The organism is Marinilabiliales bacterium, from assembly GCA_007695015.1.
In the GTDB taxonomy this organism is placed as follows: domain Bacteria; phylum Bacteroidota; class Bacteroidia; order Bacteroidales; family PUMT01; genus PXAP01.
The window spans coordinates 1-24,542 of the sequence record REEN01000043.1 but is presented as its reverse complement, the minus strand read 5'-3'; the positions used below and the strand labels follow the sequence as shown (position 1 = coordinate 24,542).

Sequence of the window (24,542 nt, the reverse complement as noted above, 5' to 3'; positions counted from 1 at the left end):
ATTATTTTCTAATGGCTAAGGCTCATGCCGGAAATTCGAATTGCATATGCCTGTTTTGAAAGGAAATTTCGGTCAAATTGGGCCGAATGTCAAATTATGCGAGTCATTTAGTTTTCACAGTCCGCAATTCAGCAACTGAGTGAACCTCATCATTACTTTCACCGACGATATCAAAAAGCTGTGTTGCTGCACCTTAAACCGGAAATAAGTTACTTTTCACTTTTCGGGTTCCGCTTTCATCAGAAACTCGAACAGATTCTCATCCTGACTGAGTTTAAGCTTTTTCCGCAACCTGTGCCTGCTTATCTCAACGCTTCTTGTTGAAATATTGAGAAGCTGGGCAATCTCTTTTGTATTGAAGTTCATCCTCAGGTATGAACACAACCTCAGGTCATTGGGTGTAAGCTGGGGATACCTCTTCTTGAGCGACTTAAAGAATCCCTGCTGGGTGAGTTTCAGTGTATTCATTGCATTTTCCCACTCTGAACTCTGAACCCCCAAACCTTTATTGATAACCTGTTCCATCTTGTTAATAGATTTGACAGGATATTTTGAAGACTCCTCTTTGATGGCCAGTATCTGCTCCTGCAAGTCCTTCAGGATGCTGTCTTTCAGCAGCAGATGCCTCATTGTAAGCATCAGTTCATAACTCTTGTAATTGAGCTCCTTCTCCAGTGACCTCTGCCTCATCTCCATGGCTGTAAGTTCTTTATGCCGGCTTATTTCATAGCTGAAGAATTTCCTGAGCGACCAGGCTAATAATGCCACTATGATCGCATAAACCATCAGCGCAAAGTGTGAATGGTACCATGGTTTACCTACCGTAAAAGGAACGGCGACAATATTCTCACCAATGCCTTTCAGCTCAAGGGTATATTTCCCGGGTTTCAGACCGGGTAAAACAACCCGGTCTGAAATTGTATTCTGCCATGTAGGGTCAAGTTCGGCGATCCGGTACCGGAAAGGTTTTGAGGTACGCCCGAACAGCGAAGGGTCGGAAAATTGAACCGCCAAATTGTTAACATTCCATGGCACGGCAACATCCCTGAAGAATTCGAAAAAAGTAACAGTATCGCGCTTTCCGTAGAAAAGCAGCTTATCAATACCCAGCCTTGAAACATCAGTCTTCATTTCATGCTTCGATATATCAAAAACATCAAAGCTGTGAGGGTTGGAAATAATTATAGAATTATCGTCAAGAGGTAACAATCTGATTTCTCTCTGAGGGAGGTTGATATTTTCATGCTGTATCTCAAACAGCTTGCGGGTCGAAAAGTCAAGTCCGATTTCAAAAAGAGCAAGCTTGTCGTCCCTGATGAACCAGTATTGGTTCGGCTTATGCTGACTGATCTGTGCAACATAACGGAAATCGCCCAGATGCTCCGTCAGAGCTTCAAAGGGAACGATCTGATTTCTTACGAAGTCAAAGGTATATATATCCTCAGGAGTGACAAACACAACCCTGTTGTTAATCTTAAATGTCTTGATATTGAAACCCTTACCGTAAATACTCGGAAAATACTCAACCTTTACAGCCTCAGTAAGGTCGCCCGACAATTCTATCTTGTATATGCCCCTTTGATGGTGTGATGCCCAGACATAACCAAGGTAGTCGGTTTCAATATACCTGGTCGGTTCATTGAAATTTTCAACCTTGTGCATGTACTGCCAGGTTCCGATATGATCTCTTTCGAGGAAAATAATACCTGTATAGGTGCCTGCGATGATATGACCGCCGAATGGCTTTAGTGACCACCCGCCTGTTATTGTCGAGAGAGTTTGCAGGCGGCCGTCATCCACCAGGAAGGTGCCGTCATTATGGCCGCACAGGATCTGTCCGTCAAATATTTCAAGCGTCCATACCTGTCCGTGACTCCCCGGAACAAATGTAATATTGTCAAAATTCCATAACTGGCCCTTTCTCTGAATATCTGCCCTGAAAAGGCCGTGATTGGTGCCGATATAAAGGAAATTATCGTGCTTCAGCATTGCATATATCGTACCCATCGTGCCGTTTCTGCTCTGGTAATGAGTGAACGGCGAACAGAGGTCAATATAGTTAACCCCATGGTCCAGACCGACCCACAGTCCATTGTCAGCATCCGCAAAAAGTGAAAGCACCGTATTGTTTTCGAGTCCGTTATCGGTGTTATGGACACTCAGGATATTACCATCCCTGTCTGTTATGATCACCCCATTGAGGATACTGCCAAAAGCAAATGTCGAATCGTTGAGCCGGCTGGCAGCATTGAATGTATACCTCTCCAGAAAAGCAGAGGCCTCAGATCTGAAATAACTGAAATCACTGCCGTCATAAATGTAGATGCCGTCATTGCCGGTGCATACGAGCCATCTTTCATCATCATAGCCTATTATTGCATGCACCTTCTTGCCGGCAAATATCCCGCTGTTTTCAATAAACTCAAATTCCTCACCATCAAACATGTAGAGCCCGCCATCAATTATCTGGGCAATGAACCGGTCACCCGGAAGGTGCATGAAAAGCATTGTATAGGGAGCAAGGATCTTTTCCACCTTCCCGCTATCATATATGTAAACTGATGTGAACGACTGGAAATATACCTTCCCGCCAAGGATGTAAATTTTCCATATCTCATCATTTCTTTCGACTTCGGTAAGATGTGTCAGTGAGTTGTATGTCAACTGCCCGCTCCCGTCATATTGCCAGAAACCGAATTCCTCGAAAGAGCCTGTAAAGATCCTGCCTGAAGAATCAACCGCCACCGATCTGACAGGAAGGTTGTCCTCGAGAATATATTCTCTGAACCTGATACCGTTGTATTCAATAAGCCCGCCTGAATTGGCCAGGTAGATAAAATAACTGGAGGGATCCTGGTCAATGCTCCAGTTCTGGTTGTGCAGGTCAAACTCGCTTACAAGAAAGGGTATCAGTCTGGGTGTTTCAAAATCATCAGCCACGGCAGGAATAACCGAATACCAGGAAAGGATCAACGCCGGCAGGATATGTTGAAGGAAATTCATGGCTCCCATTGACTTTAACAGCAAAGTTAATGCAATTTGATTAATCAACTGCCATTGTCAACTTACGGAAGCCAGCCTCCTGGCCAGGCCGGGAATTACTCCTCAGGCTCCCCTTTTGGCGGACTGGAGGTTACAGTCATAGTTAAGACTTCCTCATCAGGCTCCCCGCCGGGAAGCAAAAAGGTTACAGGCATGGTGAACACGACATTGACCGGTTTGCCATTCTGCATACCGGGGACCCAGCGCGGCGATGCCTCAACCACCCTCACGGCTTCCCGGTCAAGCAGAGGATCGGCTCCCCTTACAACATTTACGTTGCCTACACTTCCGTCATCCTTTACGGTAAGCTGCACGAAAACCCTGCCCTCTATGCCCTGTTCCCGGGCCTCCTCAGGGTAACGGATGTTTTCAGCAATGAATTTTCGAAATCCGTCATAACCCTTACCCTCTTCTTTGAAGTAGGGCATCTGCTCAACAACAAAATAGAGATTGTCACTTCCGGGTGCAAGCTGGGGAACCTGCAGTTGCCCGGGCGGATCCTGCTGCATCAGGATCTCCTTGGTACAGGTGGCCGCAAAAACTGCGGTTGCAGCGAGCAGTGACAGTATCAGTGCCCTTCGTACTCCATTGTTTTTGAATAGTTGCATCTTAAGATATTTTAGTTTGACAAATCAGATCCTTGTCAAAGATACAACTATTTTTATAGTTCGCAAACTAATTTCATAGGTATTGCTGATGCAAGGCTAAAAATCTGCTTCAAATAATCTGTAAATGGTTGTTGGTCAGCCGGAAAAAACCGCCTTGATATTGACAAACTCCCGGATGCCGAAATATGAAAGCTCCCTGCCGTAACCGCTCTGTTTTATTCCGCCGAAAGGCAGGCGGGGATCCGACCTTACCATGTCGTTCACAAAACAGCAGCCGGCATTCAACTCCTTTTCAGCAATGGATGTGCCCTTTTCCGTATCGCGCGTAAATACCGCGGCTCCGAGTCCGAATTGCGTATCATTGGCGATCCTGATGGCCCCGGGCTTATCTTCAGCGCCTATGATCGCCGCTACCGGCCCGAATATCTCTTCGTCATACGCGGGCATACCGGGTTTGACGCCCGTTAACACAGTTGGAGGGTACCAGGCCCCGGGTTTCTCCGGCACCGTACCTCCAAGAATGCATTTTGCACCCTTGTCAATGCTTGCGGCAACCTGCCCGTGAAGCTCATCCCTCAGCGCAACTGATGCCATGGGGCCGATATCTTTCTTCTTATCCATGGGATCGCCCATCATTTTGGCAGCCATCAGCGCGGTAAAACGCTCCGTGAACTCCTCCAGCATCTGCCTGACAACAATAAAGCGCTTGGCAGCAATGCAGCTTTGTCCTCCATTTATCAGCCTGCTGTTGACACACACCTCAACAGCTTTATCAAGATCGGCATCTTCAAGAATAACATACGGGTCACTCCCGCCAAGCTCAAGAACGGTCTTTTTCAGTTCCGCCCCGGCCTTTGCAGCCACCGCGCGTCCTGCCCCGACGCTGCCGGTAAGAGTTACCGCGCTTACAAGCGGGTTTTCTATGACCTGGCCTACAGCGTCGCTGCCGATCTTAAGTGTTCTGAACAGGTTGGGGGGCAATCCTGATTCCCTGAAGATGTTTTCAATTGCCAGTGCCGACCCGGTAACATTTGAAGCATGTTTGAGCAGCGCTCCGTTTCCTGCCATTAATGCCGGTGCTGCAAACCTGAACACCTGCCAGAAAGGAAAGTTCCAGGGCATGACGGCAAGCACCACGCCAAGGGGACTGAAGGCAACAAAGCTTTCGGCTCCGCCGGCTTCAACATACTCGCGTTCAAGGTACCTGCCGCTATTTTCTGCGTAATGATCGCATACACCGGCGCATTTTTCAACCTCTGCAAGCGACTGAGCTATTGGCTTTCCCATCTCAAGGGTGATCAACCGGGCATACTCTTCTGAATTTTGCCTGAGATTTTCTGCAACCTTCAGCATCAGGTCAGCCCTGTGGCTGAAATCTGTGAGCCCCCAATCATGCTGTTCATTGGTTACAAGGGATATGATACGGGCAGCCTCGCCGGGTGTATGCCGCTCATAGGTGGCAACCTGCTCTCCCGTTGCCGGATTAACTGTTCTCAACTGCATATCTGCCGGTTTTTGTCAGTTTATTACTATTTTTAACATTGATAAATAACCATTCAATATGAGTACAAAGATCGCCTTTTTCGATACAAAACCCTATGACAGGGACATGTTTGATGAGCTGAACAGGGATTTCGGTTACGAGATCAAGTATCACAAGTTCAATATTACTGCCGACAATGCCATGCTGGCCGAAGGTTATGATGTGGTATGCGTTTTCGTAAACGATGTTGTATCTGCTGAAGTAATTGAGAGGCTTCATTCATGCGGTATAAAGCTGATAGCACTGAGATGTGCGGGATACAACAACGTCGATTTCAAGGCTGCATACAAAAAGATACATGTGGTAAGGGTACCGGCCTATTCACCCAATGCAATTGCCGAGCATACCGTGGCGCTTATGCTGTCACTCAACCGTAAAATCCACAGGGCTTACTGGAGGACAAGGGATGCCAACTTCTCACTTGGGGGACTAATGGGCTTTGACATGTACCGTAAAAAAGCGGGCGTCGTCGGAACTGGCAAGATAGGGAGGGCGCTGATCAGAATATTGCTTGGGTTCGGCATGGACGTGCTGGCTTACGACCCTTACCCTGACAGGAAGGCTGCAAAGGAGAATAACTTCAGGTATGTTCCGCTTGACGAACTGTACAGGAGCTCCGATATAATCTCGCTCAACTGCCCGCTTACAAAAGAGACCGAATACATGATCAACAGGAACACAATCGAGATCATGAAAGATGGTGTCATGATAATCAATACCGGGAGGGGCAAGCTGATACGCACGGCCGACCTGATATGGGGGCTGAAAAACGGAAAGGTGGGGAGCGCCGGGCTTGATGTTTATGAAGAGGAAGCTGAGTATTTCTTTGAGGATCTTTCCAACAGGGTCCTGACCGACGATATACTCGCAAGGCTGCTTACCTTCAACAATGTAATCATAACTTCGCACCAGGGCTTCTTCACAAGGGAGGCAATGCACAATATTGCCGAAACAACCATGAACAATATCAAGGATTTCACAGAAGGGAAAGTTCAGGATAATGAGCTGTGCTACAGATGCCTTAAATCGCCGGCGGAGTGTCTGAAAAACAAGGGGGAGCAATGTTTCTGAGATGACTGCACAGCCGGCCGGCATGGATCCCGCCGGTATCCGGCAAACAACATGCATTATCATAAAAACCAACTAACCTTTAGACCATGAAGTACTCCAGACATTTAATCATTACGCTGCCGGCAATGTTTGCCGCGTGCCAGCCGGGAGGCGAGCAACCTGAAGAGAGGCCAAATATCATCTTTATCTTCAGCGATGACCATGCAACACATGCAATCGGCGCCTACGGACCCAAAAACAATAACCCTGAGCTTCACAAGCATGTAATAACCCCGGCGCTCGACAGGCTGGCCGCTGAGGGAATGCTTTTCGAGAACGTCTTTTGCACCAACTCCATCTGCGGGCCCAGCCGGGCTGCCATACTAACGGGCAAGCACAGCCATTTCAACGGCATGCTGCGCAACGATACCATCTTTGACGGATCCCAGCAGACCTTCCCCAAACTGTTGCAGGAGGGCGGTTATAAAACTGCCTGGATAGGCAAGTGGCACCTGTTCTCAGATCCGACCGGCTTTGACGATTGGGCAATACTGACCCAGTGGGGTCAGCAGGGCACCTATTACAATCCCATTTTCGGCACAAGCGAAGGTACCATGGAGCCTGAAACAGGATACACCGCCACGCTGATAACCGACAGGGCCATCGAATGGCTGGATGCGAACCGCAACGGCTCACAGCCTTTCTTCATGGCCTACTCCCATAAGACACCCCACCGAGAATGGGTGCCGGGACCTGATGAATATGAGCTTTACAAGGATATTGACCTGCCGGTGCCCACCAATTTCTTCGATGATTATTCTAACAGATCCACCGCAGCGACCATGCAGGAGATGGAGATAGCACGGCACATGAACGAAAGGGATCTGAAACTGATACCGCCCGATTATCTGAACGATGAGCAGCTTGCCAGGTTTATGGAGGCCTACGGCCCGGAAAATGAAGCCTTCGAAAAGGCAAACCTGCAGGGCGATGAACTTGCACTGTGGAAATACCAGAGGTACGTAAAGGATTTTCTACGGTCGGTTACATCGATGGACAAGGAGATAGGTCGTCTGCTGGACTACCTGGAGGAGAGCGGACTGGCAGAGAATACCATTGTTATATACAGCTCAGATCAGGGCTTTTTCCTTGGCGACCATGGCTGGTACGACAAGAGGTGGATGTACGAGGAGTCACTCAGGATGCCCTTTATAGCAAGATGGCCGGGAGTTACCGGACCCGGTTCCCGCAATTCACATATTGTGCAGAACATCGACTTTGCAGCCACCTTCCTCGATATGGCCGGGCTGCCCATACCGGGCGACATACAGGGCCTCAGCATGCTGCCGCTTCTGAAGGGGGATGATCCTGAAGAGTGGAGGGAGTATGCCTACTATCATTATTATGCTTACCCCGACTGGCATATGGTGAAACCCCATTACGGGATCCGCTGCGACCGCTACAAGCTGATACATTATTATACTCTTGATGAATGGGAACTGTTCGACCTGGAGAGGGATCCGGATGAGATGCACAGCGTCTACCCCGACCCGGAATACTCAGACCTGGTAAGCTTTCTGAAGAAGGAGCTGGAAAAGACCCGCGTGGCGGAAGGCGACACGGTCGAGATGAGCGCCCCGTCAAGGCATTACAGGTAGCAGTAACAGTCCGGTCACTTTCCGGTCAGTACTGGTTAAAAGTCTGTTGCTGTTTTTGGGTACCGGTTGGTGCCTGTTAGTACTGTTTGATGATTTCGCCGGCGTGGCGATATATACCACAATACGACTGTAAATGAGCCTAAAAGCAAATTATGAAGCTGTTTCTTAAAATACTCAAATACGCGGCACTTATCCTGCTTGCGCTGATCATCGTGCTTCTCCTGATCGCCTTTTACAACATGAGAGACCGGCACCGCGGTTATTCGATTGACATCGATGTGGAAGCCCCTCCGCCGGGAACCCTCATGGCCGGGTTCGCTGCCCGTACCATAACCCCGGAGGTTGTTGATACCTGGACCGACGTAAAGGGTAATGCAAGGTATAACCCTGATGAGGGCGACACTTTCGTGGATGTTACCGGTACAGGCCGTTTTGACGCGGTGTGGATGGCCGGATTCAGCAACAGCAAACCGGCAAAGGGAGTTTACGATGACCTGTGGGCACGGGTAATGGTACTGGATGACGGACATACAAGGCTTGCATGGGTGGCGCTCGATGCGATCGGGATGTTCGGATGCGATGTGATCGATATCAGGAAAAGCCTGCCCGCAGAGCTGGGCATTGACTATGCCATAGTCTCAAGCAGCCATACCCACTCGGCCCCCGACCTGATGGGACTGTGGGGACCCGGGACCTTTAAATCGGGGGTTGACCCCGGCTACATGGAGTATGTCAAAAGCCGCAGCGCTGAGGCAATAGCCGAAGCCGTATCAAACCTCAGGCCCTCAAGGTTCAGGTTTGCCACCGACAGCGAAAGTGCGGCTTCACAGATAACCGATACGCGAAAGCCCTGGGTGATTAACCCCGAACTGCGTATCATGCAGTCGCTCGATGCTGAAACGGGCGAAACCCTGGGCACGCTGGTGCAATGGGACAACCACCCTGAGACGATATGGAGCCGGAACCTGATGATCACCTCCGACTTTCCGCACTATCTGAGGGAGGGTATCGAGAGAGGGGTATGGCATGGCGATTCCCTCGTGACAAGCGGACTGGGTGGTGTTGCCATGTTTGTTACCGGGAATATCGGGGGACTGATGACCACTTCACCTTCAGTGGGAATTGAATGCCCCTTTACAGACACTGTCTATTATGAGCCTTCGTTCGAAAAGGTGCGTGCGCAGGGACTGTCACTGGCACAGATGACCATATCGGCGCTCAGCGGGCCCGATGCAACCGAAATCGACCGGGGCGGAATATCCCTGAGGGCAAGGTCTATAAACCTGCCGCTCGACAACAGGCTGTTCAGGCTTGGAGCCGCCATCGGATTATTCAACAGGGGGCTTACAGGGTGGATGCAGTTCCGTTCCGAGATCGCGTTCTGGCAACTGGGGCCGGCAGATTTCCTGCATCACCCGGGTGAATTGTACCCCGAGATAGCCGACGGGGGCATCGAGGCGCCTGAGAACAGTGACTTTGATACCGGCCCGGTCGAGGTGCCTCCGCTAAGGCAGGTGATGCCAGGCCGCTACAAGTTCATAACGGGACTGTCGAATGACATGATAGGATATATAATCCCAAAAAGCCAGTGGGATACAGAACCTCCCTATACATACGGATATGAGAGCCGCCCTTACGGAGAGATAAACTCACTCGGGCCCGAAACCGGGCCATTGCTTCACTCAGCTATCCTGGAGCTGATAATTGGCAACGAACTGATAACACCATGGAGCGACCTCCATTAAACACCGTCGATGCACTTTCAGGACCCCGGGCATTTTCCAAATTGGCACGTGCCTTCAGCAGGGATCTGCCCTGATGCAGGGTCACCTGCCCTAATGCCAGGTCACAGAAAAGATCTATATAAGCAGGGTATTCCCGCCCTTTTCAAGGTTTATATCCATCAGCGGCTTGTTGGTCTTCCAGGCACCGGCTGTGAAATCGGGTATGTCAACCGGCATTGAGCGGTTGGCAACCGACCATTCACTCAGAGGTATTATACTGCTCCATGCAGCGGCATCATACACATCCATATCGAGCGGCAACCCGTTGCGCAGGCAGTCGATCAGGCGCCAGTCCATCAGCGTATCCATACCGCCATGGCCGCCAACCTGGCGGGCCATCTCCCCTACCCTTTTCGTGATTTCAGGGGTGTACTGCTCCTCCAGTTTCCTGAACTCCTCATCTGGCAACCAGCCGTGATGGCTTGTCGCAATCCTCGCCGGGGAGGGCCATTTGCGGGCAATCCCTTTTGTGCCGCTTATCAGGTGAATACGTGTATAAGGACGTGGCGAAGAAACATCATGCTGGATCATAATTGACCGGCCATTGCTGGTCTTGATAAGCGTGGTGTTAATGTTACCCCGGTAATCCCTGCCTGCATAATCCTGCCAGAACTCATCCTCTGTAGCAAGCTCCTCTGCACGCCTGCCCATCATAAAATCATTACTTGAGAGAGAGACAAGATAATCCATCCTGTCGCCGTAGTTGACATCCATTATCTGGGCTACCGAACCAAGTCCGTGCATCGGGTAAAGGCTGCCGTTGCGGCGGGAGTTCTCCTCCAGGCGCCACATGTTGGCATAGGCGGTTTTTGAGAAGTTCATATCCATAAGATCATGAATGTAAGCACCTTCGCCATGAATAATCTCACCAAAGAAACCCTGCCTGGCCATATTAAGTGTCATCATCTCAAAGAAATCGTAGCAAACGTTCTCAAGCATTATGCAGTGCCTGCGGGTCCTCTCTGATGTCTCAACAAGCTGCCAGCACTCATCCATGGTCTGAGCTGCAGGAATCTCTGTTGCCGCGTGCTTGCCGTTCTCCATGGCATAGACAGAATTGGGAGTATGTAGGTGCCAGGGAGTGCAGATATAGACCAGGTCAACATCATCACGCTCGCAAAGCCCTTTCCAGGCATCCTCGCTCCCGGAATAAACCGCCGGATCATGGCCGTGGTCCCTTACAAACTCACGTCCGCGGTTAACCCTGGCCGGGTCAAGATCAGCCAGTGCAGTAATCTGCAAACCCTCTATCCTTACATGTCGTCTCAACGCGCCAAATCCCCGGCTGCCCACACCTATAAGCCCCACTCGTACGGTCTCAAGCCGGGGTGCTGCATATCCCGACATATTGAAAACCTGGTTATGGGTCATCCTGAAAGGAGCCTCCTGAACCTGACGGTCAGTACAACCGGCAAAACCGGCACCTGCAAGGCCGGCCCCTGCAAGTCCGGTCAGCCTGATAAAATCTCTGCGGCTGGTCTTCATCTACTCACTTTTCATCACATCATCAAACGCCTGGGCTGAAGGTTTGAAATCCACAGCCTTTACAAATTCGCAGGACTCTTCTGCCCCATGCTCCCTGTCCATCCCGCTGTCTTCCCATTCAACAGAAAGAGGGCCATCATAACCGATATCGTTCAGTGCCCGGATAACACTTTCAAAATCGATCCTCCCGCGGCCGATACTGCGGAAATTCCAGAAACGCCGGTTATCGCCAAACTCCGTATGACCTCCAAAAACACCGATGTCACCCGGAAAATCATTCCAGTGAACATCCTTCATATGAACATGGAATATCTTGTCGGCAAACTCATAAATAAACTTAACATAGTCTACTCCCTGGTATCCAAGATGGCTGGGATCATAATTGAATCCGAAAGCAGGGTGATTATCCACTGCCTCAAGTGCCCTCCTTGATGTTTCAATGTCAAACGCAATCTCAGTCGGATGGACCTCGAGACAGTATTTTATGCCAAGCCGTTTATACTCGTCAAAGATGGGTCCCCAACGGTCGGCAAAATCCTTGTAGCCTGCATCGATCATCTCTTTTGGCACGGCCGGGAAAGAATACAGAAGATGCCATATCGAACTGCCGGTAAAACCGACGACATTCTCAATACCAAGCCTTTTGGCCGCTTCAGCCGTTTTCACCATCTCCTTTGCAGCCCTCTGCCTTATCCCCTCAGGATCACCGTCACCCCAGATATATGATGGCAGTATCGCCTTATGCCTCTGATCAGGTATATCGCACACAGCCTGACTTGCAAGGTGTGTTGAAATAGTATACAACTGCAGGTCATACTTTTTAAGGATCTTCAGGCGATTGTCACAGTATGCCTGGTCAGCCTTGTCGATCTCCATGTGATCTCCCCAGCATCCCAGCTCAATACCATCATAACCGAACTCTTTTGTTTTCTGACACATTGTCTCAATGGGCAGGTCGGCCCACTGTCCGCTGAATAAAGTTACTGGTCTGGCCATAATAATTCTATTTTTTTGGTTTTTGGTTTATTTGTTGGTGCTGCTCTCAAATTTAGGTTTTATTATCAATATACCATAAATTTTACTGGTTTTTCATTTCCGATCCAGCTTAAAGCACCGTTGACCGGACCATGACAATCCTAACTATCAATTAGATAGCTCAACAATAATAGTAACAGTCATATTATGGCATAAGTTTTTTAATTTTACGCCAACACATATCCTCACAGAAAAAAACCAGGGTCAGGAAGAAGCTGACCAAACAACAAAAAAACCGGAATGTCAACAGTACTTGTAACCGGTGCAAATGGTTTCCTTGCTGCCAACACAATTGCAGAGCTTCTTGAGCGGGGTGCAAATGTGAGGGGCATGCTGAGGAAAACGGCATCACCAGTACCAGATCACGACAGGTTCACCCCGTTCTACGGCAATCTAACATCTCCGGAAGATGTTTTCGAAGCGGTCAGTGGATGCGAAACGGTTATCCATATTGCGGCGGTAACAGATCAGTCGATAGCCCGCAAAAGCATATACCGCAAAGTTAATACCGGCGGCACCACCAATATTGTGCAGGCATCGCTGCAGCACAAGGTTAAAAAAGTGGTACTTGTGAGTACTGCCAACGTGTTCGGTCACGGATCCAGGGAGCGGCCCGGTAACGAGGAAAAACCGATGAAACCTCCCTTCACATCCTCTCCATACGCCCTGAGCAAAGCAGAGGCCCGGGACACTGCAATTGAAAGTCTGAAAGGGACAGGTGTCTCCATTACTGTGGTCTGCCCTACATTCATGATCGGCCCCAACGACAATAAGATCAGCTCCAACCGGATAATACTCAGGGCGCTCGGAAGGAAGGTCCTGCTAATTCCCCCCGGAGGGAAAAATTTCATACATGTGAAAGATGCGGCAACCGGTATCTGCAATGCTATAAGCCGGGGGAAAGACGGTGAGAGCTACATCCTGGCAAATGAGAACATGACCTACAGGGAGTTCTACAAGACCATGGAGGAAGTTTCAAAGAGACGCCAGGTGCTTGTTACCATACCCCGGCCTCTCCTTTACCTTGCAGGCCTTGCAGGCAGCATGGCACGGCTTGCAGGGATAAATACAGAGTTAAGCCTTACAAACATGAGAATACTCTGCACCTGCAATTTCTATTCAGGAATAAAAGCGATCGATCAGCTGGGGTTACCGCAAACCCCGGTAAAGACAGCCATCAAAGAAGCTATCAATTGGTTTGACCAAATTCCAACCTTTGTTGAATAATTTACGTTATACAAACAGTAACAATGCATATCAATATAAAAACCGCCGATAAATGCGAAGGAGTATAACCTTGCTTCCGGTCATCTTTTTACTGGTGTTACAATCCTGCACCAAGGATGAACTCACCTTGCCTGCTCCCGTGCAGTTCACTTTTGAAATGGTGCCTCACGAAGAGGGAAATAACCTGAAAAGCGTTCGGCCCCCTGTCATACCTGCCGGCAGATTACAAATTGACAGGGGATTACTTGTAATTTCATCAATCGAATTTGAAGGACGCAGAGATGAAGGGAAAGATGTCTTTTTCGGGACCAACTTCCCGGAACCTGTCACGATAAACCTTGATACGGGCGAGACCAGCCATGAACTGACATTCGATATCCCCCAGGGGGTATACAACCGGATTGAAATAATCCTTGAAATAGGCGGAGATAACGGCATCCCCATGGTCCTTGAAGGTGAGATCGTAAAAGGTCAGACCGACAATATACCGCTCAGGTTTGAATATAATCTCAGAGACCGCATAAGGATCAGGGCAGAGCCGGGGGAGCAGCATAACAGTATCGTGCTGAGAAAAGATAAAATGAGCGTTGCCACGATAAGTGTGGATGCAGGGGAGGTGTTTCGGTTCATCAGTTTCCAGTCACCTCCGGGCGGACTTGATTCGCTTCAGATCACAGAAGGGACGGTGCTGATATCATCACAGCTGAACACCGGCCTTTTCAACAATATGGCCAGCAGGCTTGAAAGATCTTTCAGGGTGATATTTGACTGATCGTATGACAGAATTGCCATTTGTAGAAGACGAGGTTATAGCCTCCTGCCGCAGGAACGACAGGCGGGCTCAGGAGGTGCTTTACAGACATTTTGCCAAAAAAATGTACGGTATATGCCTGGGGTACGCCGGAGAACGACCCATGGCGCAGGACATACTGCAGGAATCTTTCATCAAGGTATTCAGAAACATCGCACAGTATAAACAAGACGGATCCCTTGAGGGCTGGATCAGAAGAATAGTGGTAAACACAGCCATCGATCATATCAGAAAAAGAAAGAGGTCCTATGAATATATCGATTCAGAGCCGGCAGACAACAGTCTCCACATACAGAACCATGCGCTTAAAATGATGGGGTACAAAGAGATAATGCAACAGGTACAACGTCTGCCGGAGGGAGCCAGACTAATCTTCAGCCTCTATGCAGTTGACGGATATACACACAAAGAGATCGCAGAAAAGCTTGAAATAACCGAAGGCACTTCCAAGTCACAGTTTAACAGGGCAAGGAAGCTGCTTATGGGATTTTTAGGGAACATGAACTTATAGCCATGGACTTCCTGAACTGGTATAAAAACATATTTGAATCAGCCGGCGAGGAGCCACCCGGGGAGGTATGGGAGGCGATTCAGGACGAGCTTGATATTGACACGGTGTGGTCATCAGTAGAAAATGAACTCTCCTCCCGTGGCAGGACCAGGTATATTTATGCGATGGCTGCTGCTGCATCACTGGTCGCCCTTATAGGGATAGGTGCGTTCCTGTTTTTTCTCTCAAACGATCCGGCCGCTGTCCGGGGCCGGCTGCACACCTGGCATACCGCACCCGAATATTCAACAGGAGATCCGGCAATAAGGGTCCCGTTCATGACACCCCTGCCATTTCCTGCTGCCAGGCAGGTCATACATCCTGAAACAATGGTGGTGACTGCAACGCAAGAGCTCCGACCGGACCGGGAGGAGGTCAGATTATTTCCGGCAGGGCCTTTACCAGGTTATATACCCAGATCTGAAACAGATTTTCTGCTTGCTGAAGTTAATGTTTTCCCTTCCGGGGAAATGTACGCTGTCACGGAACCGGGCATTGAAGCCATTCGTTTCTGGGGCGGTTTCTCCGGACACCTGGCCAATACCTGGTTGCTGAACAACAAAACAGTGATGGGCCTGAGACCGGATGAGTTTACAGCCTCTCTGCCATCATTCGGGTACAATCTGGGTATTGTCACAGGTGTTGAGATAACCGGCAGGTTCGCCCTCCAGGCAGAATTTAGCTTCATCTCACTTGCCAGGCAGGATTACAATGAATACCTGTACGGGAAATATATTACGAACAGTATGCAATTCGATTACAGCAGGCTCTCCCTTTCGGGAAAATGGACCTTTGCCGGAAATGGCACCAATGGAAAGCACTGGATCATACTCGGAGGTTATAGTGGTCTGCTCCGTGATGCAAGACAGGATCTTGGCGGGGAACTATTGTCCCTGAAAGAGGATTACAATAATATCGACTACGGAATTTTAACGGGTTATGAATATGAACACCCGGTGAGCGGGAGACTGTCCGCCACCCTGGGAATAAATTCAAAAATCGGCATCAGAAACATATTCGCCGGAAATGAAATAGTACCATATTACCTCAACAGTACCCGCAATATGTCAGTAAATCTGACCATGTCATTACGATATAACTCCAGATAGTTTTTTCGCAGTTTCCAACCTTTTGCTTCCCGGCCCCGTCTTACAGACAGAAACATATTTATTAACATAAACCAATATACCATGAAACGACTAGTATTATTTATGACTGCAGCGATATTACCGCTGTTTATTTTCACTGCGTGTGAAAAAGAGGGAGGGACAAAGGGAACTATTAACCTGTCAATAACCGATGCTCCTATAGACACTGACGGCATCTCGGGAGTTTTCATTACTGTATCCGGGGTGCATTATCACACATCAGAAAACGACTGGCAGGTCTTTGAAGACTTCGAAGGGCCAATGAACTTTAACCTGCTCGACCTGCAAAGAGGAAATTCCGAACTACTGGGTAGTTTTGAGCTTGAAGCCGGAACCTATACACAATTAAGGTTTATGCTCGATGCCCCCGTTTTTGGAATGGGGCCGCAATCCACCCCGGGCTGCTACCTTGAATTTGAAGACGGTTCAACAGAAAATCTGTTTGTGCCCAGTGGTTCACAGACTGGCTACAAAGCTGTGGGGCAGTTTACTGTACCTTCAAACGGCGAAGTGGATGTCACGGCTGATTTTGATGTAAGAAAATCTGTTGTGAAGGCTGGAGCCAGCGGAATGTACCTGCTGAAACCAACAATCAGGCTTATTGTGGATAACCAGGCAGGTCAGATCGCTGGTGGCGTTTCGCATATACCTGATGAAAAGGGAATTGTTATCTACGCCTATGAGGAAGGCACATATGAAGCCTCAGAAGCTGACGAGCCGGCAGCAGAAGAGCCCAGGTTCCCCAATGCAGTTACAAGCGACATGGTTGATGGCGAGGGAGCTTATCACCTGGCCTATCTTGCACCGGGTACATATGACCTGGTGGTTGTTGCAACAACAGAAGGAGAGTTCGATGAGGTACTGGGTATCGTTGAGGATATCCTGGTTGAAAGCAATAAAACAACCAGTGTACAGATCGATATTGAAGAGCTTTAAAACAGCGTCAAACAATTAATTTAGAGGAGGCGGGCCGAAGGGCCCGCTTTTTTTATCAACAAACCTGTCAAAAATGTCAACCTGAGCAACCGTAGTTGGGTTGAACTTGCTATATTGCACGTTTTGTAACATAAAGGAACTGCGGTGAAAAGTCCGCAATCCGGAACCAAAACCGTTAGCATATGGAAACCAACTACCTGACAGACATTATGCTCCCCCTCTCACTGGCAGTCATTATGCTGGGAATGGGACTCTCCCTGGTACCTTTTGACTTTAAAAGGGTTGCCTTGTATCCAAAGGCAGCGACAATCGGCTTAATTAACCAGCTTGTTGTTCTACCGGTTGTGGGGTTCCTGCTGTTGCTTATTTTCAATCTGGAGAGCCCTGAACTTGCCGTCGGTATAATGATACTCGCCGCCTGTCCGGGAGGTCCCACCTCCAACCTCATAAGCCATATTTCCAGGGGAGATACCGCCCTGTCAATAACATTAACGGCTATATCAAGCCTTGTGGCTGTCATTACTATCCCGCTTATTGTAAACCTGGCACTGGCATACTTCATGCAACAGGGTGAGTATATACCGCTGCCTGTATTCCGGACCATTATCAGTCTCACCCTGATAACCCTGGTACCTGTAAGCATTGGCATGATCATCAGATCCAAAGCCGTCAGGTTTTCCGAAAAGATGAACAAACCTGTCAAGATCATTTCAGGTCTGCTCCTGTTTATTATAATTTTTGGAGTGATACTGGAAAACAGGGCTATCATAATCAGTTCATTCAGGGATCTTGGGCCGGTCGCTCTTTCACTGAACGTAGTCATGCTTCTGATAGGCTTTATGTCTGCCAGGATACTTAAGCTCAACACTTCCCAGAGCATAACCATATCGGTCGAGTCGGGGATACAGAACGGCACACTCGGCATTACCATTGCCAGCATACTTATCGGCAATGATGTAATGGCCATCTCGCCCGCCCTTTACAGCCTTATCATGTTCATGACGGCCGGATTTATAATTGCATGGGCTAACCTTGGATTAAAAAAAGTGGAGGCGCCAGGCTGAGGCGGTACCGGCAGCACCATGACAAACGTTTGACACTATCCGGGCTTGTGCCTGTGCTGCGGGCATAGAATATCAAACAACCGGGAGACTGTAGCACTATGTACAGCATTATTGATATCGAGACAACAGGAGGAAGCCCTTTAAGGGACAAAATAACCGAGATCGCCGTTATAAACCATGATGGTACAGGAGTAACCGGACAGTTTTCAACCCTGATCAATCCCGAACGGGAGATTCCGGCATTCATAACCCGAATGACCGGCATCAGCAACGGGATGGTTGCAGGCGCCCCAAGGTTCTTTGAGGTGGCCCGTAAAATTGTTGAACTCACTGAGGGCAGGATATTTGTTGCACATAATGTATCGTTCGACTTTGGCTTTGTAAAGGAGGAATTCCGGCAACTGGGCTACAGCTACCAGCGTGAAAAGCTTTGTACCGTGAGGCTTAGCCGCAGGATAATACCCGGACACAGATCCTACAGCCTGGGGAAGCTTTGCCGGGCACTTGATATCAGTCTAGAAAACCGGCACAGGGCAATGGGTGACGCCCTGGCAACAGCCAGACTTTTTGAAAAGTTGATCAATAACGGCTACACGGGTATTCCATAGTGCAGTCCCGGAAAGATCGGGTCCCGAACACCGGCAGAAGACATGCCTCTGCACCGTCACCCCGGCAGAACTATCAAAACGGAGATCATCCCGGTCAGTTCTTCCTGAACAGCTTCTCTGCCTCGATAACCCCTTCTGCACGTGCAAGGTCCATCCATATCGATTCGTTGTCGATATACCCCCTGATAAGGTGCCTGCGTGCAAGTTGCAGGTAAATATCGACCAGTGAGAAGACATCTTTACAGGGCATCAGGTTGAATATTGCCGGACTTAATACCTGTATCCTGCTGAATGCATACTTTTTCAGGTTTCCCCTGTGGTCAGCGAATATTACCTCTTCCCCCGTTTCGGTGTTCTGCCACCCGCAGAGCCTCATATTATCATCAAACAGCATGTACCTGGAGCTTTCACGCTCCCTTACCAGCAGGGTTACAAGAGCTCCTGACCGCAAATGATTCTCATACATCAGGGCCGGGTCGGTTTCGCTCAGTACCTCAAGGTAATATAGCAGGAAAGGCCGGGCATCATCAAAGAACCTCGCCACCTTTTTGAGGCCCCCTCCGGAATCCAGCACCAGGTCAGTCTCATCGGACAATTCTATCCGGATATCCCCGAAATCCTTCAGGCTTATAAATTCATAAATTTGCCTGGCAAAATGATGTACATTAACAATGATCTCGTCGAATCCCTTATCTGCCAACCTCCTGAGAAGCATGCCAAGGAGCGGCTCCCTGTTTATCTCGATTAGAGCCCTGGGTCTGCCGGAGCTTTGCGGCTTCATACTGCTTTCAAGCCCGCCCGTATAGATCATCGCCTTCATAAAGCAAATATAAAACAAGCCCTTTAATATGATGCAACCTTAGCAGATGACCGCAGAGTACAGGTCCGGAATGGCATGGCCAGCCGGAAGTCCTACTTCAGTTTTGATGGTTTGCAGAGATGTTTCTTTTTGGCAGCCATCAGTCCGCATTTGGAACAAACATGTTTCACAGGAGACTTTTTATCCTCCTTATGATTATCACCTTTCCTCCTGCCTTTCTTCTTTTCACATGCTTTCAAGGCCATATCCGGAAATTATCTCCCCCCAGTTTTACAGTCGCTGATTATTTTTTCGTACCAGGAATGATTACTGGCTATTCGGGGGCCTTTTCACCCGGGTGTTCCTCCTTGAAGGTTACCCAGTACTCTTTTATGGTAGCTTTTATCTCCTTGTGCAACAACAGCAACCCAATCAGGTTGGGAATGGTCATAAATGCAATGGTGATATAAGAGAGCGTCCAAATGATAGTTGTATCGGTAAATGCCGCAACAAAAAAGAGCAGCACATATACTATCCTGTAATATATAACATATTTCGAACCTGCCAGATAGGTAACCGCCCTGTCGCCGTAATATGACCATGATATGGCCGTGCTGAAAGCAAACAACAGCAGCCCGATCGAAACAATGTACTGCCCGAATCCTCCGAAAAAACTCCTGGTATATGCCTCAGCTGTAAGCGGGGCACTGTGTATCAGCGACCGTCCGCTAAGTCTTACCGTGGGACCGATCTCCTGGATATTTCCGTTGATGACAGGCAGGCTTCCCGAGTAGGGAACTCCGTCTACAGTTACTGTAACATCTTCAGCTATAGAGCGTGAATGAACCAAAGTAATTTCCCTCTCCTGCTTCTGCACAATCCTGCCGTCTACTATTTCAAGGCTGCCGGAGAAGGCCGGCACAGGCTGGCGGCCATCCAGAACCCTGAACAGATTTTCCACATCACCCTCATCAGATTCATCGAAGTACTCAGCCAATATACGCATGTCGGCGCGCTGGAAGTCATTATGTACCTTGTCATGCCATACACCCGACGACAACAGAACAAGGCCCGTCAGCGTACAGATACAAATCGTGTCAATAAAAGGTTCAAGGAGCGCTACTATCCCTTCTGAAACAGGTTCGTGTGCACGTGCGGCTGAATGGGCAATAGGAGCCGATCCCTGGCCTGCCTCATTTGAGAAAAGTCCCCTGTTCACCCCCCTGTTGAAGGCGTAGGCAATTGATGCCCCCAGGAATCCTCCGGTTGCAGCGCTGCCGGTAAACACATCAGAGAATATTGAAACTACCGATGGTATAATATTGTCGTAGTTGTAAAGAAGCACTGCAAGCGCTCCCAGTATATATACAAAAGCCATTGCGGGCACAAGTCTCGAAGTGACCTGTGCTATCCGCTTTATCCCTCCGAGTATCACAAATGCAAGTAAAACTGCAAGCACACCTCCAACTACTATATGCGGAATGCCAAAAGTGGCATACATGGCATTGGAAATGCTGTTTATCTGGGGCATGTTTCCTGTCCCGATCGAAGAAAGGATTGTGGCGCCGGCAAAAAAGGCTCCCATCCATGCCCCAATGTTCAGTACCTTTTTATTTGGCAATGTAATGTTTAGCCTCTTTTTCATATAGTACATCGGGCCGCCAGCAATACGGCCTTCACTGTCAAGTTCCCGGTACTTGTGGGAAATGGTAACCTCAACCAGCTTAAGGGTCATCCCGAACATCCCGGTTACCAGCATCCAGAATAGCGCTGCAGGACCTCCAAGATGGATAGCCAGCGCAACACCGGCAATATTCCCTGTCCCCACAGTCCCCGAAAGGGCTGTCGTCAATGCCTGGAAATGGGAAGTATCGCCCACATCAGTCGACCTGTCATATCTTCCGGTAACCACCCTTATCGAGTGCCTGAAATACCTTACTTGCGGGAACCACAGGTAGAGTGTGAAAAAAATACCCGTAAAAAGGAGAAGATAGACAAACCAGGGACCGCCGCCTATATAACTGTCGATAACCAGAAGAAAGTCATTAATCTTTTGCATGTCGGAATTATTTTGCCGCTAAAATAATATTTTTTTGTTTATGCATTACCGGCAAGGCATGTCATAGTGGGAAGTTGACCAGCCCGCCGTCAACTGCAATGCTTTGACCTGTGATATAGCCATTTCTGTCGGACAAAAGGAAGGCTGCAAGTGAAGCAATATTAACAGGGTCGCCAAATCTGCCGGCAGGGATGGTTGCCTTCCGCCCGGCTATAACCTCATCAATGCTTTTTCCTGAATTCTCTGCAATCCTGCTGTGCAGCGAAGCAAGCCGCTCAGTTTCGGTAGCCCCTGGGAGGAGCGTATTGATTAAGACATTATCGGCCGCCACTTCAGCAGATAGTGTCTTAAGATAGGCACCTGCCGCCTGGCGTATGGAATTGCTCAGCACAAGCCCCTGGATGGGCTGCTTGACGCCAGTTGAAGATATATTTATGATCCGCCCGAACCTCCGCTCCCTCATTATCGGAATGAATATCCTGGTCAGCCTGACAACTGACATAAGAAGTGTATTGACAGCCTCCATCCAGGTTTCATCGCTGTGCCCGAGAGCTGAACCAAGCGGAGGACCGCCGGCATTTATCAACAGTCCGTCAATATACCCGAAACGGGCTGTTACAAACTCCACAAGAGCATCAATATCCTCCGTGCATGATACATCGGCAGCAAAAGTCAGTAATTCTCCCCCGTTTTTATCAATGCTGCCAACAGCTGATAGCAGATTGTCCTCTGAGCGGGATGAAATTATCAGATCAGCCCCCTCTGCAGCAAGCACCGAGGTACATGCAAGGCCTATTCCCTTGCTGGCACCAGTAACCAGGATCCTCTTTTTATTCAGCCTAAGGTCCATTTCTAATTGTTTTTTTTCAGAACTTCATCGGAACGTACAATCCCAAACCTGCCGAGTTATGAATATTATCTCTTTTTTTCGTCAACTACATAATTCTTCAATGCACTGAAACCATCTATCTTGGCCTCCACCGCATCGCCATCATTAATAACCGCGGCACCTGGTGTTCCTGTGGATATAATATCACCCGGCATTAATGTGAACACCGAGGAATAAACAGAAACAAGCTGATCAGGGGGAAAAACCATATTTGAAACTATGTTTTCCGCTACAACATTTCCATTCAAAACAGTTGATATACGCTGACTGCCCAATGGAAGAACCTCATCGGGTGTAACCAGGAAGGGGCCGAAGCTGAAGAAACTGTCGAAGCCTTTGGCAAGTGTGAGAAACCTGGGATTCAGCACCAGGATATCCTCTGCTGTCACATCAACAATACATGTAAAGCCGGCAACCACATCAGACCAGTTTTCCCTGGGAACATTTTTGGCCTTCCTGCCAATAATAATCCCAAGTTCGGCTTCGGCAGTTGTCCGGTCCGACATCCCCGGGATGCTGATAGTATCTCCGTAACCAATTACTGACGTATCCGGCTTCATGAAGGTCCCGGGAAAATGCTCCGGCTGCTTCTCTGAAAGGTTAACAATATGGTCAGGGTAATTCAGTCCTACTCCTATGATCTTTGATGGTTTCCTGTATAATGGAAGGTACCTGATATCTGCAAAAGGAATGATCTTATCGTGCAGCCTGGCAGCCGTTTTACCCTTATCCTTTATAAACCAGCTAACAATATCATCAAGCTGGCCACTTTTAATAATCTGCAAAAGATTAGTTTTCCAGCTTGACCCGGTATGGGCTGTTATTGCCGATACAGTCAATGCGCCTTCCGGATAAATAATGGCGGCCTGTCCCTTACCGCCTGTATGCACTGAAGCTATCTTCATAAAAGACCAAATATTGTCATCCGGGCATATTACTGCCGGCAAATCCATTTATTATTCAAGGAGATCCTCGTCTCTTATCAGCATGAGAATACCAGAATGAGGTACTATAACATACTTTTCCTTATTGAACTCAATCAGATATGAACTCTCCTGCAGGAAAACCGCAAGATCACCAGGTTTTACCTGGAGCGGAAAATAGTTCTGCTTTTCTTCACTTTTCTTCCAGGGCTCCTGTATCTCCGGTAAGGATGGGATAGGGTAACCCGGACCGGACTTGATCACATAGCCGCATCCGACCTTCTGCTTATCTTCAAACCCCGGGGGAAGAAAAAGCCCTGACCTGGTTTTCTGCTGAGGACTCTTTGGTTTAAGCAGCACCCGGTCACCAATCACAATAAACTTATCAGAATCCTGGTTATCGAGAAAAAAAGACATTACCCTGTTCGGTTATTTGTTCATAAAATCCTGTAATCAGGTCAAAGGTAAAAAAACTTTGTTATTTACACTGCGGTGTCCGTTTAGACTTGCCCTCGAAGTAATCGATCATGCTTATCAGATAAAAAGGGAGGTTGCCCCTCACAGGCAGCCTCCCTTTAAAAGTTAGGACATTCCAGTTACTTAGTTAACAACCTGCAGCCTCAGCACCACACTCTCTGTATTAGCTCTGAGCCTTACAATATAAGACCCGGTACGGAAGTCGGAAACTGATTTGCTGATGGTATTGTCACCGGCAGGCAGCATACCCAGGTTTGTATCGGAAATCTTTTCTCCGGTAATGGAGTAAATTTCCATTGTAACATTCTGCATATCATTCAGCTGGAAACTAATATTTACATATTCCCTGGCAGGATTCGGATAGATCGTTGCATCCATTTGCCTGAACTCAATAATACGCTCAGCACTGGTTACTTCAGGAACAAGTACTGCATCAATAACATGTACAACACCGTTCTGAGCCTCAAGGTCAGCTACCGTCACCTGGGCATCGTTGATAAAGACACCGTCCTGGTTGATCGTAACAACGATGTCGGCTCCGAAGACTGTCGTAATCTCCTGGCCATCGCTAAGATCAGTTGACATAGCCTTAGCCCCAACAACATGGTAAAGAAGAATGTCGGTAAGATCACCACTGGGATCAGCCAGTAAATCATCCAGTAAGCCATCAGGCAGCGCAGCAAAGGCTGCATCGGTGGGTGCAAATACCGTGAACGGCCCCTCACCCTGCAACGTCTCAACAAGATCTGCTGCAGTCACTGCTGCGGCCAAAGTCTCATGATCGTCGCTGCCGACAATAATGTCAACAACCGTTTCAGGAAGCGGGTCCTCTTCGGCCTCAGGAAC

Annotated in this window: 21 protein-coding genes; 10 read left to right on the top strand and 11 right to left on the bottom strand. The window is 48.6% G+C overall.

Going from position 1 to position 24,542, the window contains the following annotated elements; all coding sequences use genetic code 11:
• Nucleotides 1–216: 216 nt before the first annotated feature.
• The 3 genes from EA408_04130 to EA408_04120 all read right to left on the bottom strand — a co-directional run bounded on the left by EA408_04130 (nucleotide 217) and on the right by EA408_04120 (nucleotide 5,153).
• The gene (locus EA408_04130; protein ID TVR73741.1) at nucleotides 217–3,012 is read right to left on the bottom strand and encodes a hypothetical protein; all 2,796 of its coding nucleotides are present in this window, start codon (nucleotides 3,010–3,012) and stop codon (nucleotides 217–219) included.
• Nucleotides 3,013–3,098: 86 nt separating this feature from the next.
• The gene (locus tag EA408_04125) at nucleotides 3,099–3,650 is read right to left on the bottom strand and encodes an energy transducer TonB (GenBank protein TVR73740.1); all 552 of its coding nucleotides are present in this window, start codon (nucleotides 3,648–3,650) and stop codon (nucleotides 3,099–3,101) included.
• 135 nt (nucleotides 3,651–3,785) lie between these two features.
• Complete coding sequence (locus EA408_04120; GenBank protein TVR73739.1) at nucleotides 3,786–5,153, bottom strand: NAD-dependent succinate-semialdehyde dehydrogenase; 1,368 nt, start codon at nucleotides 5,151–5,153, stop codon at nucleotides 3,786–3,788.
• Nucleotides 5,154–5,211: 58 nt separating this feature from the next.
• Here EA408_04120 and EA408_04115 point away from each other — a divergent pair, with 58 nt between their 5' ends.
• The 3 genes from EA408_04115 (at nucleotide 5,212) to EA408_04105 (ending at nucleotide 9,646) form a co-directional block, all read left to right on the top strand.
• Nucleotides 5,212–6,264: a 2-hydroxyacid dehydrogenase gene (locus EA408_04115; GenBank protein TVR73738.1), complete on the top strand. Its 1,053-nt coding sequence runs from the start codon at nucleotides 5,212–5,214 to the stop codon at nucleotides 6,262–6,264.
• A gap of 125 nt (nucleotides 6,265–6,389) precedes the next feature.
• Nucleotides 6,390–7,901: a DUF4976 domain-containing protein gene (locus EA408_04110; GenBank protein TVR73737.1), complete on the top strand. Its 1,512-nt coding sequence runs from the start codon at nucleotides 6,390–6,392 to the stop codon at nucleotides 7,899–7,901.
• A gap of 152 nt (nucleotides 7,902–8,053) precedes the next feature.
• Nucleotides 8,054–9,646: a hypothetical protein gene (locus tag EA408_04105; GenBank protein TVR73736.1), complete on the top strand. Its 1,593-nt coding sequence runs from the start codon at nucleotides 8,054–8,056 to the stop codon at nucleotides 9,644–9,646.
• A gap of 114 nt (nucleotides 9,647–9,760) precedes the next feature.
• Here EA408_04105 and EA408_04100 read toward each other — a convergent pair whose 3' ends face one another.
• Both EA408_04100 and EA408_04095 read right to left on the bottom strand, forming a co-directional pair.
• Nucleotides 9,761–11,170, bottom strand: a complete 1,410-nt coding sequence (locus EA408_04100) for a gfo/Idh/MocA family oxidoreductase (protein TVR73735.1) — start codon at nucleotides 11,168–11,170, stop codon at nucleotides 9,761–9,763.
• Entirely contained in the window at nucleotides 11,171–12,166 is a 996-nt protein-coding gene (locus EA408_04095) for a sugar phosphate isomerase/epimerase (GenBank protein ID TVR73734.1), read from the bottom strand.
• A gap of 279 nt (nucleotides 12,167–12,445) precedes the next feature.
• Between EA408_04095 and EA408_04090 the strand changes: the two genes are divergently transcribed.
• The 7 genes from EA408_04090 to EA408_04060 all read left to right on the top strand — a co-directional run bounded on the left by EA408_04090 (nucleotide 12,446) and on the right by EA408_04060 (nucleotide 18,549).
• Nucleotides 12,446–13,432 (top strand): NAD-dependent epimerase/dehydratase family protein, encoded by a 987-nt coding sequence (locus tag EA408_04090; protein ID TVR73733.1) that lies wholly within the window; start codon nucleotides 12,446–12,448, stop codon nucleotides 13,430–13,432.
• A gap of 127 nt (nucleotides 13,433–13,559) precedes the next feature.
• On the top strand, nucleotides 13,560–14,204 hold the full coding sequence (locus tag EA408_04085; GenBank protein TVR73732.1) for a hypothetical protein: 645 nt from the start codon (nucleotides 13,560–13,562) through the stop codon (nucleotides 14,202–14,204).
• 4 nt (nucleotides 14,205–14,208) lie between these two features.
• On the top strand, nucleotides 14,209–14,754 hold the full coding sequence (locus EA408_04080; GenBank protein ID TVR73731.1) for a sigma-70 family RNA polymerase sigma factor: 546 nt from the start codon (nucleotides 14,209–14,211) through the stop codon (nucleotides 14,752–14,754).
• Between the two features lie 2 nt (nucleotides 14,755–14,756).
• The gene (locus tag EA408_04075) at nucleotides 14,757–15,902 is read left to right on the top strand and encodes a hypothetical protein (GenBank protein TVR73730.1); all 1,146 of its coding nucleotides are present in this window, start codon (nucleotides 14,757–14,759) and stop codon (nucleotides 15,900–15,902) included.
• Between the two features lie 81 nt (nucleotides 15,903–15,983).
• On the top strand, nucleotides 15,984–16,877 hold the full coding sequence (locus EA408_04070; protein TVR73729.1) for a DUF4382 domain-containing protein: 894 nt from the start codon (nucleotides 15,984–15,986) through the stop codon (nucleotides 16,875–16,877).
• Between the two features lie 182 nt (nucleotides 16,878–17,059).
• Nucleotides 17,060–17,941 carry a bile acid:sodium symporter family protein gene (locus EA408_04065; protein TVR73728.1) on the top strand — a complete coding sequence of 294 codons (882 nt, stop codon included), beginning with the start codon at nucleotides 17,060–17,062 and terminating at the stop codon, nucleotides 17,939–17,941.
• A gap of 98 nt (nucleotides 17,942–18,039) precedes the next feature.
• Nucleotides 18,040–18,549 carry a 3'-5' exonuclease gene (locus EA408_04060; protein ID TVR73727.1) on the top strand — a complete coding sequence of 170 codons (510 nt, stop codon included), beginning with the start codon at nucleotides 18,040–18,042 and terminating at the stop codon, nucleotides 18,547–18,549.
• A 94-nt stretch (nucleotides 18,550–18,643) separates the two neighbouring features.
• Here the strand turns inward: EA408_04060 and EA408_04055 are convergent, their stop codons facing one another.
• The 6 genes from EA408_04055 to EA408_04030 all read right to left on the bottom strand — a co-directional run.
• Complete coding sequence (locus EA408_04055) at nucleotides 18,644–19,369, bottom strand: nucleotidyltransferase family protein (protein ID TVR73726.1); 726 nt, start codon at nucleotides 19,367–19,369, stop codon at nucleotides 18,644–18,646.
• A 313-nt stretch (nucleotides 19,370–19,682) separates the two neighbouring features.
• On the bottom strand, nucleotides 19,683–21,407 hold the full coding sequence (locus EA408_04050; protein TVR73725.1) for a sodium:alanine symporter family protein: 1,725 nt from the start codon (nucleotides 21,405–21,407) through the stop codon (nucleotides 19,683–19,685).
• Between the two features lie 61 nt (nucleotides 21,408–21,468).
• Complete coding sequence (locus tag EA408_04045) at nucleotides 21,469–22,257, bottom strand: SDR family oxidoreductase (GenBank protein ID TVR73724.1); 789 nt, start codon at nucleotides 22,255–22,257, stop codon at nucleotides 21,469–21,471.
• A 65-nt stretch (nucleotides 22,258–22,322) separates the two neighbouring features.
• Nucleotides 22,323–23,201 carry an FAA hydrolase family protein gene (locus tag EA408_04040; GenBank protein TVR73723.1) on the bottom strand — a complete coding sequence of 293 codons (879 nt, stop codon included), beginning with the start codon at nucleotides 23,199–23,201 and terminating at the stop codon, nucleotides 22,323–22,325.
• A 51-nt stretch (nucleotides 23,202–23,252) separates the two neighbouring features.
• Nucleotides 23,253–23,636, bottom strand: coding sequence for a co-chaperone GroES (locus tag EA408_04035; protein TVR73722.1), 384 nt, complete (start codon nucleotides 23,634–23,636; stop codon nucleotides 23,253–23,255).
• Between the two features lie 183 nt (nucleotides 23,637–23,819).
• The coding region (locus EA408_04030) for a T9SS C-terminal target domain-containing protein (protein TVR73721.1) at nucleotides 23,820–24,542 on the bottom strand (723 nt) is incomplete at its 5' end.

Coding starts and splice junctions, on each gene's coding strand:
- EA408_04130 (TVR73741.1), bottom strand. CDS start 3,012: ATGGGAGCCATGAATTTCCTTCAACATATCCTGCCGGCGTTGATCCTT.
- EA408_04125 (TVR73740.1), bottom strand. CDS start 3,650: ATGCAACTATTCAAAAACAATGGAGTACGAAGGGCACTGATACTGTCA.
- EA408_04120 (TVR73739.1), bottom strand. CDS start 5,153: ATGCAGTTGAGAACAGTTAATCCGGCAACGGGAGAGCAGGTTGCCACC.
- EA408_04115 (TVR73738.1), top strand. CDS start 5,212: ATGAGTACAAAGATCGCCTTTTTCGATACAAAACCCTATGACAGGGAC.
- EA408_04110 (TVR73737.1), top strand. CDS start 6,390: ATGTTTGCCGCGTGCCAGCCGGGAGGCGAGCAACCTGAAGAGAGGCCA.
- EA408_04105 (TVR73736.1), top strand. CDS start 8,054: ATGAAGCTGTTTCTTAAAATACTCAAATACGCGGCACTTATCCTGCTT.
- EA408_04100 (TVR73735.1), bottom strand. CDS start 11,170: ATGAAGACCAGCCGCAGAGATTTTATCAGGCTGACCGGACTTGCAGGG.
- EA408_04095 (TVR73734.1), bottom strand. CDS start 12,166: ATGGCCAGACCAGTAACTTTATTCAGCGGACAGTGGGCCGACCTGCCC.
- EA408_04090 (TVR73733.1), top strand. CDS start 12,446: ATGTCAACAGTACTTGTAACCGGTGCAAATGGTTTCCTTGCTGCCAAC.
- EA408_04080 (TVR73731.1), top strand. CDS start 14,209: ATGACAGAATTGCCATTTGTAGAAGACGAGGTTATAGCCTCCTGCCGC.
- EA408_04075 (TVR73730.1), top strand. CDS start 14,757: ATGGACTTCCTGAACTGGTATAAAAACATATTTGAATCAGCCGGCGAG.
- EA408_04070 (TVR73729.1), top strand. CDS start 15,984: ATGAAACGACTAGTATTATTTATGACTGCAGCGATATTACCGCTGTTT.
- EA408_04065 (TVR73728.1), top strand. CDS start 17,060: ATGGAAACCAACTACCTGACAGACATTATGCTCCCCCTCTCACTGGCA.
- EA408_04060 (TVR73727.1), top strand. CDS start 18,040: ATGTACAGCATTATTGATATCGAGACAACAGGAGGAAGCCCTTTAAGG.
- EA408_04055 (TVR73726.1), bottom strand. CDS start 19,369: ATGAAGGCGATGATCTATACGGGCGGGCTTGAAAGCAGTATGAAGCCG.
- EA408_04050 (TVR73725.1), bottom strand. CDS start 21,407: ATGCAAAAGATTAATGACTTTCTTCTGGTTATCGACAGTTATATAGGC.
- EA408_04045 (TVR73724.1), bottom strand. CDS start 22,257: ATGGACCTTAGGCTGAATAAAAAGAGGATCCTGGTTACTGGTGCCAGC.
- EA408_04040 (TVR73723.1), bottom strand. CDS start 23,201: ATGAAGATAGCTTCAGTGCATACAGGCGGTAAGGGACAGGCCGCCATT.
- EA408_04035 (TVR73722.1), bottom strand. CDS start 23,636: ATGTCTTTTTTTCTCGATAACCAGGATTCTGATAAGTTTATTGTGATT.